1 protein-coding gene is annotated in these 1,611 nt (G+C 32.9%); it reads left to right on the top strand.

Annotation, left to right across the window (positions count from 1 at the left end):
- The first annotated feature begins 100 nt into the window (after nt 1–100).
- A complete protein-coding gene (locus DIT68_RS16145; protein ID WP_146194254.1) occupies nt 101–1,402 on the top strand; it encodes an IS1380 family transposase in 1,302 nt (433 codons plus the stop codon).
- Nucleotides 1,403–1,611: the final 209 nt, after the last annotated feature.

Raw genomic sequence — 1,611 nt, 5'->3', positions numbered from 1 at the left:
TTAACCCGAAAAATTCATAGAAAGATAGGATAAAAGGGTGCAAAGTGTTATTTTTAAAGTGCTTAAACATAAAAAACATACACTTTTAGCACACCCAATTATGAGTATCAAAAATACAGTATTTTATCGAGGTAAAAAAGAGGTTTTAGTAGATTTTTCAGCTCAAGAGATAAGTTCTGATGGAGCCTTGATTTATTTGGAGCAATTAGAGAGAAAACATGGCTTGTTAAAAAGAATAAGTTCATTTATTCCAGATAACCGTAATCCCTTGTATACCATTTACGACAGATACTCGCAGTTAAAGCAGCGCGTATTTATGCTAATCCAAGGTTATGAGGACGTTAATGATGTTAATCACCTTAAAAATGATCCTTTATTCAAAGATGTTCTTCAAGGTGACTTAGCTTCTCAACCAACCATCTCAAGATTTGAAAACTGTTTTGATAAAGCAAGTATTTTCTCTTTATGTTATGATTTTATAGACCGATATGTGGAAAGCTTGGAAGGTCGTGATGAAATAATTATTGATGTCGATGCTACCGATGATCCAACTCATGGCAAACAGCAACTAACAATGTTTAATGGTTTTTATGAGCAGTTTATGTATAACGAACTGTTTTTTCATGATGGTGAAACTGGACAAATCATTTTACCTGTTTTAAGACCAGGTAACAGTCATTCCAATAAATGGTATGCAGGTATTCTTACGAGAATAGTCAAGAGAATAAGAGCGATGTATCCCGATTTAAAAATCACCATTCGTACGGACAGCGGATTTAGTTGTCCTGCCTTCTATAAAGTTGCGGATAAATACAGCCTGTTTTTCGCTACAGGCATTGCAAGTAATAATGTGTTGAAAGAAAAGGTTTTAAGAGCTGAAAAAGCAGTTCGGAAACTATACCTTGAACAAGGAAAAAAATACCAACATTTTATTGAATACACATATCAGGCAAAAAGTTGGGACAAACCACAGAAGTGTTATGCCAAAATTGAAAGTACAGGACTAGGAATGAATGTCCGCCATTTTGTAAGTAATATTGAAGGGAAAGAAGCGCGAGAGATTTATTTTGATTTTTACGTAAAACGAGGTGACAGAAGTGAAAACAGAATCAAAGAAGTGAAAAACATGTGTTTTTCTGATAGGCTTTCTAATCATAGTTTTACAGCAAATTTTTTTCGATTGATGATGAGTTCAATTTCCTATGAGTTCATGCGATTAATCAAAGAGGAAATAAAATTAGTAGGAGATAAAACAGTTCAAAAATGGCAAGTATCTTCAATTAGAACTTATCTTTTAAAGGTTGGAGCAACTATTAAGACAACTAAAAGACGAGTTTATTACAAGCTCTCCAAAGCCTTTGTTTATAAGGATTTATTTCGAAATCTCATCGCTTTAAAGTAAGCTTGTCATCAAGAAAAAAATGACAAGCTCGGGATAGGTATGTCTTGTCGCGAAAAACTGACCTAATTTCAATCAAACCTATAGAAAAACACGCTCAAAAAGTGAGAAATTAAATCAATAAAATAGACAATAACGCTTAGTTAAAAATTGAAATTTATATTTCTCCTTTCTTAATTGGTTAAAACTAGCTGATGAATAAAGCGGGTTAA

Source organism: Brumimicrobium oceani (assembly GCF_003143775.1).
GTDB classification, from domain to species: domain Bacteria; phylum Bacteroidota; class Bacteroidia; order Flavobacteriales_D; family Crocinitomicaceae; genus Brumimicrobium; species Brumimicrobium oceani.
This window is presented reverse-complemented; position numbering and strand designations above follow the sequence as displayed.